Source organism: Acinetobacter sp. UBA801 (assembly GCA_002296655.1).
In the GTDB taxonomy this organism is placed as follows: Bacteria; Pseudomonadota; Gammaproteobacteria; order Pseudomonadales; family Moraxellaceae; genus Acinetobacter.
The window spans coordinates 86,767-96,310 of sequence record DBIN01000038.1 but is presented as its reverse complement, the minus strand read 5'-3'; the positions used below and the strand labels follow the sequence as shown (position 1 = coordinate 96,310).

Annotated in this window: 6 protein-coding genes; 1 reads left to right on the top strand and 5 read right to left on the bottom strand. The window is 42.0% G+C overall.

The window, feature by feature from the left end; genetic code table 11:
* The first annotated feature begins 54 nt into the window (after positions 1–54).
* Positions 55–243 carry an iron-containing alcohol dehydrogenase gene (locus B2W49_RS07785; RefSeq protein WP_291338672.1) on the top strand — a complete coding sequence of 63 codons (189 nt, stop codon included), beginning with the start codon at positions 55–57 and terminating at the stop codon, positions 241–243.
* A gap of 712 nt (positions 244–955) precedes the next feature.
* Here B2W49_RS07785 and B2W49_RS07775 read toward each other — a convergent pair.
* From B2W49_RS07775 to dnaE, 5 genes are all read right to left on the bottom strand, one after another.
* On the bottom strand, positions 956–2,950 hold the full coding sequence (locus tag B2W49_RS07775) for a lipase family alpha/beta hydrolase (RefSeq protein ID WP_291338670.1): 1,995 nt from the start codon (positions 2,948–2,950) through the stop codon (positions 956–958).
* 129 nt (positions 2,951–3,079) lie between these two features.
* Positions 3,080–3,982, bottom strand: coding sequence for an ABUW_2363 family tetratricopeptide repeat lipoprotein (locus B2W49_RS07770; protein WP_291338669.1), 903 nt, complete (start codon positions 3,980–3,982; stop codon positions 3,080–3,082).
* A 140-nt stretch (positions 3,983–4,122) separates the two neighbouring features.
* Positions 4,123–4,932 (bottom strand): serine O-acetyltransferase, encoded by an 810-nt coding sequence (gene cysE / locus B2W49_RS07765; protein ID WP_291338668.1) that lies wholly within the window; start codon positions 4,930–4,932, stop codon positions 4,123–4,125.
* Entirely contained in the window at positions 4,925–5,773 is an 849-nt protein-coding gene (locus B2W49_RS07760; RefSeq protein ID WP_291338667.1) for an RNA methyltransferase, read from the bottom strand. Before B2W49_RS07760 ends, cysE begins: the two co-directional genes overlap by 8 nt.
* Positions 5,774–5,801: 28 nt before the next feature.
* Entirely contained in the window at positions 5,802–9,365 is a 3,564-nt protein-coding gene (gene dnaE, locus B2W49_RS07755; RefSeq protein ID WP_291338666.1) for a DNA polymerase III subunit alpha, read from the bottom strand.
* Positions 9,366–9,544 lie beyond the last annotated feature (179 nt).

Genomic DNA, 9,544 nt, shown 5'->3' with positions numbered 1-9,544 from the left:
TTTTAATTATCACCACTAGAGAGCAACGATCCGCAGGCGAGCGCTTATCAAGATGTGAAGCGCTTAAAGGTCGATTGCTGTTTGGCACTCGGCGGTGGCTCTGCGATTGGTTTGACCAAAGCAAATGCTTTAGAAACTTATTTGCCGATTATTGTAATTCCGACAACTTATGCAGGCAGTGAAATGACTGCGGTGAATGGTATTACTGAAAATCAGTTGAAAACCACAGGCAAAGCAGCTTAAGTTTTGCCTAAAGTAGTGATTCATGAACCTGAATTGACACTCAACAACTTACCCACCGAAATTTCAGCATATTCGGGCATGAATACTATGGCAAATACAGTTGAGGTATTATATGCATAGGATAAAAATCCAATTATAAGTTTAATGTCGGTAGAGGCGATCACTCAACTGGCACAGGCTTTACCTGCAATTGTGTAAGCGTCTCAAAATATGGAGATACTTGAACACGCTTTATATGGCGGATGGTTAGCAGGTGTGTGTTTGGGTTCGGTGGACATAGCAATTCATCATAAAATTTGCCATAGCTTGGGTGGGTGCTATCAATTACCACATGCGTAAACCTATGCCATTATGTTGGCGTATTCAGTGCACTACAATCGACATGCGGATATTTCTACAATGAATTATTTGACAACAACTTTAAATGTGCAGATCGGGAACAGTTGGGTTTAGCGATTTATCAGCATAATCAAAAATTTAATATTGTAATGCGACTTAAAGATTTATGATTACCCGAAACAGCACCTGCTGAAGTGGCACTTATTATCTGTGGCAGTCCATATTACAATCCACGCGAATATGACTATGCTGAATTAGAGGATTTATTGACAAAAGCTTATTGGGAACAAGCACCAATGTACTGCTGCTGATAAACAGCCTAATAGATAAAAACCGAAGCCACTTAGACTTCGGTTTTATTTGCTGTGACAAATTACGGTTTATACAGACCTAAATCTTGTAAATGTAATCTAAGAATACGTCGCAACTCCAATACGGCTTCTGGTGTTTCCTGAATGGAATGTCCGCCTTTAATAATTTTTTCTGAAACAGCACCATCTAAGTGCGCACTGTTGTAATGCACCACATCATCATTCATCAGTTGATGCTCTGTGCTGTCAGTATTATTGCCAATAATACTGTGATATTTAAATCCTTTAATGGGCAAAATATTTTCAGTTAATTGCGTAAATTTGGAATTTTTACTTAAATCACTCGGACCGTTTTGAATGACGCCATGCCCAATTTCTTTGGTCAAGTTTTTTAAATCGACCTCATGTTGCTGTAAGGCGTCAGCAAAGGCACTTAAAAATGCAGTCGGTAAGCGAATGACTTTACGTGCAGCTAGAGTAAACCAGCGGTCTGCAAACTCTGTACCTTTATGCGGTGCAGCCAAGAATATTGCACGGTTAAAATTGTTAATAGGTTTGATACGCAAACGTGCTTGCAACAAAGGATCAGACCGAAAGCGTTCAAACTGTCGGTTATTGAGCATTTGCATGGCAGGTTGAGTTAAGTCGGTATCACTGACTAACAAACGCGCCAAAATACCGCCCATGCTGTGTCCAATCAACACAGCATCTTTTTTGGCAGCAGCAGAAGGGCTAACCTGTTTAAAGCCTTGTTGAAGTAGGGCGTAAATTTGGAAACGGCTTTCTAAAATTGGCATATTCGTTGAGTAAAACACTTGCCAAACTTGGAAGTTTTCTCGTAAAACAGAGTCGCCCATAATATCGTTGGTTAAGCGAATCCACGCTTCAGGACTACTGGCCAAACCATGAATGAGCACAATGACTTTTTTATTCGGATTATACGGCTCAAGTAAGTACAAATGCGGCATACTGAGTCGTTCTTCACGATCAATTAAGGACAAATAAGCCGATTTACCTAAATTATTTTGCGCTAACCACAAGCCATAAGGTGCAGAAAAGTTTGCGGCAAGTGGATACTGCTTTTGCGCAATTTGAGCAGACTCGTATTTATACGGATCATAAGCTTTGAGCTTAAAATGCGGCTGATTTAAAATATCTTCAATGGAATTGGCACTATGCGGTTCTGCAGTGATGGTCGCGGCTAAATAGCGTGCTTGATGAATGTTTGGATTTTTTCCTGCAGGATAATCATATTTTAGGGGATCAATAATATATTTGCTTTTGCTCAAATCATCGTTTGGATTTTCAGGTAGTACCACTAGAAATTCAGACCCAAAACCATCACGGCGGGTGATCGAGCGCAAACCCGAAAAGTTCAGGTTATAGGTTGACATCAATTGCTGAATTTTTTGTTGTTTCAGCTGTGGGTAGTAATCAAAATCAATGTCATAAATGCTGTTTCCAACACGAATTTGCTGTTGTAATTCATCGTGTTTATAGCGCAGCGCATAGCTGCTGACCAATTTGGCAATCGCTTGATTATAAAAATCCCGAATTTGGACCTGTCTGTTATCAAAAATACGGTCTTGCGGCGCACGTTTGGTTTTAAACATGTAGGCGTAACTATAACGAATACTTTGATCGAGCATATGCAATTGCTGATCTAAACATTGTTCATAATTGGCCTGATGAATTTTTTGTTGTTCCTCCGATCTTTTACTGTTCAAAATACTGATTTTGCAGGACGATGAGTTTTCCAGTTCAATCGCTTTTGCTAAATATAATTCACTGGCGGTTGAGAGGAGTTGTTCATCCTGAATCTGTGGTATTTGTTTTAGTGCAGTCACACATTCTTCAGGTTTTTCGGCACAAATATTGGCTTCACGTCCTGTCATCGACAAGACATTTAAACTGGCTTCACTGAGTTTCTTACGTGATAAAATACTATCGCGCTCATTAGCAATGCTGACTTTTAATGCCTGATTCTTAACACTAACCACCTGGCAACCAGACAGCAGTGTTGTACTGAGCAATGCAGCAATCACAATTTTATTCATGGAGAGTTTGGCTTAATTTTTTAAGATTTTTTTCCATCATACGTTTTTTTAAAGCTTTTTCAATTGCGTCGTAAGCAAAATAGACCGTCGAAACGGTCTATTTTTAGGTATTTTTGTATCGATCTTGAATCAAGTGCGTGGCGCGATCACTTGCCATACATTCCAACGACCTTGCTTTTCAATTTCAGCAATTAAACGGTCAGCCACTTCGGCTTCTTGCGGGTATTTGATTTTATAATTTTTCAAAGTTTGTACTGCATTTTTCTTTTGTTCCATAGCTATATAGTTGTTTGCCGCAGACAAATAAGCTTCCTGCACACCTGCTTTCATGGCTTTGTCTAAATAAGGTATCGCTTCACGATGACCGCCACCTTCAGATAGACCAAAACCAAACCAGAAATTCGCTTCGGCATCTTCCTGATTAATTTTTAAGATACGTTGTGCATAGTTAAGTGAGCGTGTAGTGTAAACAGAGCCTAAGTCTAGGTTGCGCGCCATAACACTGGCTTTAAATGCTCGCATCAAAATATCAAAAGAGGCATTTTCATTGGCTGCTAAAGTGTCTAACTGTTGAGTCACTTCTTTGAGCTTCGCCTCAAAACCACGACGTTCCTGTCGTTCGCTAAAACGTGGCGGATAGTGACGTGCTTTGCCTTCGACCAATTGTAAGAAGTCATCAATTTCAGTGATGTCGATTTCGTTTTCACCAGCCAAAACCGCAAACTTCAAGCTACGGGTATTGTTATTGACCGTAGGTATAATCAATTTGTTTTGATCTAAGGTAATGCTTTTGCTTGGATCATTTGGGTTCGTGACCACCATTTTAGTCACAGGCTGTGCTGCTGCTTTCTGTAGGTTGATTTCAAATGGTGGTGGGGCATCATAATTAAATGGATTTAAGGCATAGAATGGTGCGCTTAATTCTGGTTCGGTAAATACGATAGGCGGTTTTACTTCTTGTTTTGGTGGTGCAACACAGGCGCTAACGAGCGTTGCGGCTAAAATACTGAGTGCCAAAGGCTTAAGAGTCATGGTGTTCTTCCATTCAATTTATTTTAAAAGTGAGAGGGATTGTGTCGGATTAAAATATTGCATGTCGGTCAGTCTAAGAAATCTGTTCCGAACATGCAATATAAATGATGGGGCTTGGTTACACAGTGATACGAACTTTTTTAAGTGTCCGTTGAGTTGTATTGCATTTCACATTCACGTCTAACATCTTCAATTATTTTTAATTCTTCTGCACTATAAGCTTGTGCGTGTTGTTGTTGGTTTTTAAAACTTGGGTCAAGTAAAGATAAACGCTGACACAACAAATTCATACGTTTTTCATTTTGTTCTAAACGATCCAATAACACACGCATACCATCCAAAATCGGGTCGGACTGATTTTGTGTTGCCGCATAAGGTTGGAAACCAATGCTGGCAGCATAATCACGACGACGTGCTTCCTGATCATCGGCAGGTTTATTTTTAATAATAAAGCGCGCAGGGTTACCCACAGCAGTTGCACCTTCAGGAACTTCTTTGGTCACCACCGCATTGGAGCCAACTTTGGCATTTTTATGTACGGTAAATGGGCCTAGAATTTTCGCGCCTGCACCGACCACCACGCCATCTTCCAAAGTTGGATGACGTTTGCCTTTATTCCACGTGGTACCGCCTAAAGTAACGCCATGATATAAGGTAACATCATCGCCAATTTCAGCAGTTTCACCAATCACTACGCCCATGCCATGGTCAATAAAAAAGCGACGACCAATTTTTGCACCAGGATGAATTTCAATTCCTGTAGCAAAACGGCTAAATGACGAGAGTAGACGAGCCGATCCCTTACAGTCTTTGTTCCATAATTCATGTGCCAAGCGATGCATCAGTAAAGCGTGAATTCCTGGATAAGTCGTTAAGACTTCGAGCGTATTTCGAGCAGCAGGATCGCGCGCGAAGACAGCTTGAATGTCTTCTTTGAGCTGTTTAAGCATTAGTTTGATCCTCGTCCTGTGTTGATGTAGATTTTTTCCATGAACCGTTATTCATTGCTTGTACGCGGCTAAAAATACCGCGAAGTAAATGGTATTCCATGCGATCTAATTGTATACGTCCGAAAAGCCGACGCAAGCGCAAAGGCAATAATCGTGGATTTTTTGGGTCCATAAATTCAATTTCTGCCAGCATTTTTTCTAAATGTGGATAGAACTGTTGCATTTGTTCGTGGTTGACCAAAGGTTCATCCCATTGCATCGCTTCAGAATCTGTCACTTGCATAGTCGCTTCGGGATCGGCAATTTTTCCGACAATATCGATGGCAGCCATACGCATTTCATAGCAAATCACTTGAATGGCTTGAGCAACATTCAATACACCATATTCTTCATTGACAGGAATCGTCACGTGATAATTCGCCAACGCCAGTTCTTCATTGGTTAAACCACGATCTTCACGTCCGAAAATAACTGCAATGTTTTGCCCATGCTGCGCCACAGCATTTAAAGATTTTACTGCCGCAGGGCGTGCATCCAAGAGTGGCCAAGGTATAGTACGACTTCGCGCACTGGTGCCAAAGACCAAATGGCAGTCTGCAATGGCGTCTTCGAGCTGTTCAACCACTTCAATCTGTTCAATTAAATCGGTCGCACCTGCTGCCAAAGCATCAATATCTGGGTGTGGATAGGTTTTTGGAGCAACCAAAACCAATTTGTTTAGCCCCATGGTTTTCATGGCGCGTAAGGCACTGCCAATGTTGGCAGGCAGGGTGGTATTCACCATGACAATACGCACGTGGGAGAGGTGTGCGGCAACAGCTGCATTGTCGGTTTGACTCATAACAAATCCAGATGGGTTAAATTTTCAATTAAGAGTATTGATCAACTTCGGTATGGTATAAATCCATCGCATCGTCCATGCTGATGTCAGCTGCTGATGGTGCAATCGTTGCAGGTTTTGCCACATCGACAGCTTTTGCAGCTTTAGATTTCACTTGATACTCAATATGTAGACTTTCTTTACCAAAATAGTCACGCAATTTGACCAAGGCTTCATCTAAGGGTGCGATTTTCCACTGAATGCCCAAATGTAATTCTGCAGTGGCATAAGCATAGTCAAGGTGCAATAAAACAGGAATATGCGTGCATAAATCCACATTACAATAAGGCAGCAACATATTTTGTAAGTCTTGACTCAAGGTCTTGCTTAAATGTTCTGCATGCAAGTGAATTTGAATACTATTGGCGCGTTTTTGACGAATTTCATTCAAGCTAAACGCTTTGGTTAAGCGTCCCATTGGGCGGTCAAAACCTTCACGTTCGTAAATTTCGCCTTCAATCACCACCACTTTTTCAGTTTGTACAATATCTTTAAAGCGTTGGAAGCGCTCATGGTTGGCAGATACTTCAATACGTGCCGTACCATCATCTAAAGTGACCACCATCCGATTTGGGAAGTTGGCGACATCCACCACCAAGCCTGCAAAGACGGTGGTCACGCCACGACGGGTTGGCGTCAGTTCATTAATTTTACTTGGAATAAAGGCTTTTAATTCATTGCGATAGACATCAATCGGGTGACCAGTGAGGTAAAGTCCAAGTGTGTCTTTTTCACCTTTAAGTCGGACTTCATCTGACCATGGTTTTACAGGTTTGGCAGGCTTACGTTGCACTTCTTCAACTTCGCCAAACAAATCCATGATGCCTGTTTCACGGTTGGAACGCGCTTGTTCCGCCGCTTGTACCGCTTCTGGTAATTGAGCCATTAAACTAGAGCGTTCGATGCCTAAGCAGTCTAATGCACCCGCACGAATTAAGGCTTCAAGGGTTCGTTTGTTGATTTTTTTCAAATCAATACGATGACAGAAGTCAAATAAATCGCGGTATGGGCCTTCTTTTTGGCGAGAATCAATCACCGATTGCATGGCTTGTTCGCCCACGCCTTTAATTGCGCCAAGTCCGTAGACAATGGTGCGTTCATCGCTGGCGTGGAAATGATACAAAGACATATTTACCGAAGGTGGTAAAACTTCCAAACCATTGTGGCGACAGTCATCAATTAGGAACACCACGTTGTCGGTGTTTTGCATTTCCGATGACATGACCGCTGCCAAGAATTCGGCAGGGTAATGTGCTTTAAGCCATGCGGTTTGATAGGCAACAAGGGCATAGGCTGCCGCATGAGATTTGTTAAAACCGTAGCCAGCAAACTTTTCCATATAGTCAAAAATATGGTTGGCTGTGGCGGCATCAATGTCTTTTTTTGCAGCACCTTCAATAAAGATTTGGCGCTGTTTCACCATTTCTTCAGGTTTTTTCTTACCCATAGCACGACGCAGTAAATCCGCACCACCCAGTGTATAGCCTGCACAATACTGTGCCGCCTGCATGACCTGTTCCTGATAAACCATAATGCCGTAGGTTGGCTCAAGCACACCTTCTAGCAATGGATGTAAATACTCAAACTCACCGCCGTGCATACGGTGAATAAAGTCTGGAATCAGGTCCATCGGGCCAGGACGATACAACGATACGAAAGCAATAATTTCTTCAAATTTACTTGGGCGTGCTTCTTTCAGCATTTTTTTCATGCCCACGGATTCAAACTGGAATACCGCTGTAGTGTTGGCATTGGCAAAGACTAAATAGGCGTCTTTATCGTCCAATGGAATATGGGCAATATCTAGCGGTGTATCGGCTCGCATACGTTTATTGATGTTTTGTACCGCATCTTCAATAACCGTCAGGTTACGTAAGCCCAAGAAGTCAAATTTGACTAAACCTGCAGATTCAACATCATCTTTATCGTATTGCGCAACACGAGCGGTACCATCGGCATCACACATCACAGCAGAAAAGTCAGTGATTTTAGTTGGTGCAATGACCACGCCACCAGCATGTTTGCCAGTGTTTCGGGTAATACCTTCTAGTTTTAAAGCCATTTCCCAAATTTCTGAAGCATCATCATAATCAGGATGAGATGGATTAGTCACCACATCTTTGAGTTGTGGTTCAGCTTCAATCGATTCTTCCAGACTGAGTCCTAAAGGTTTAGTTGGAATCAGTTTAGAAATACGATCTGCCAAACCATAAGATTTGCCTAAAACCCGCGCGACATCTCGAATTGCGCCTTTGGCGGCCATAGTACCGAAAGTGGCAATTTGTGATACTGCGTCACGTCCATAGGTACGTGCCACATAATCAATGACTTTATCGCGTCCCGCAATACAGAAGTCGACGTCAAAGTCGGGCATGGATACGCGTTCAGGGTTTAAGAAACGCTCAAAGAGTAGTTCATAACGCAGGGGGTCTAAGTCGGTAATTTTTAAGCTATAAGCGACCAATGAACCCGCACCTGAACCACGACCCGGCCCAACAGGTACGCCATTATTTTTGGACCATTGAATAAAGTCCATGACGATAAGGAAGTAACCTGGGAAACCCATTGAATTAATAATATTAATTTCGTATTCAATTCGCTCATCATAAGGTTTGCGAATTTCTGCCCAGTCTTCATCGCGCTGCGCGACTGGATAGAGCACATTTAGACGTTCTTCTAAACCTTGTTTGGATAAGTGCGCGAAGTAGGTATCAATGGTGTGTCCTTCTGGAATTGGATAATCTGGAAGGAAGTATTTGCCCAATTGCAGCGTGACGTTACAGCGTTTGGCAATGTGATAGCTGTTTTCAATAGCACTTGGAATGTCGGAAAATAATTCCGTCATTTCTACAGCAGTTTTAAAATATTGCTCAGGACTATAAGTTTTAGGACGACGGTTATCCCCTAAAACATAACCATCTGCAATACAGACTCGTGCTTCATGCGCTTCATAATCTTCACGGCGGACAAAGTGCACATCATTATGTGCCACGACGCCAATATTATATTTTTTAGCTAATTTAACCGCTTCGGCAATAAAAGCATCTTCATCGGGACGATCTGTACGGGTCAGTGCCAAATAAACCCGATTGCCAAATTTTTCAATCCATTCTTCGAGTAATGGTTCGGCTTTTTGCGGATTGGACGTGATCAGCATTTTACCGACATCACTTTGAATACCGAGTAACAGAATCAGGTCATCAGCTTGTTCTAAAATCCATGCTTTATTGACGCAAGGGATATTCAGTTGTTGACCTTCAATATAGCCACGGGATACCAATTCAGTCAGGTTGCGCCAGCCGTGATTGTTCATCGATAATAGAGTTACACGATGATCGGCATCATTTAAACGCAGCACTGAACCTAAAATTGGTTTGATGCCTTGCCCCAAACATTTGCCATAAAACTTTACGGCAGCGTGTAGGTTAGATAGATCGGTCAATGCCAGAGCGGGCATTTCTTCGTTGACTGCGGCTTTAATCAAGTCAGGTATGCGTACAATCGACTCGGTAATCGAAAATTCTGTATGTATACCTAAATGAACAAAGCGCATGAATCAGTCCCTTAAAAAATCACGGGTTAGTTTAGCATGCTCTGCTCAAGACAAAACACGCCGCTGTGTTTTTCTGTGGTGAAGTGATCTTCACCCGCGAACACAATTTTCATTTTATGCGTTAACTTTTGCCGTTTCATCGGGTGGGATGATCAAGCTAAGTTATTCGCTATTGAGTG

Excerpts from the sequence above, each read along its gene's own strand:
- B2W49_RS07775 (WP_291338670.1), bottom strand. The coding sequence starts at position 2,950 with ATGAATAAAATTGTGATTGCTGCATTGCTCAGTACAACACTGCTGTCT.
- B2W49_RS07770 (WP_291338669.1), bottom strand. The coding sequence starts at position 3,982 with ATGACTCTTAAGCCTTTGGCACTCAGTATTTTAGCCGCAACGCTCGTT.
- cysE (WP_291338668.1), bottom strand. The coding sequence starts at position 4,932 with ATGCTTAAACAGCTCAAAGAAGACATTCAAGCTGTCTTCGCGCGCGAT.
- B2W49_RS07760 (WP_291338667.1), bottom strand. The coding sequence starts at position 5,773 with ATGAGTCAAACCGACAATGCAGCTGTTGCCGCACACCTCTCCCACGTG.
- dnaE (WP_291338666.1), bottom strand. The coding sequence starts at position 9,365 with ATGCGCTTTGTTCATTTAGGTATACATACAGAATTTTCGATTACCGAG.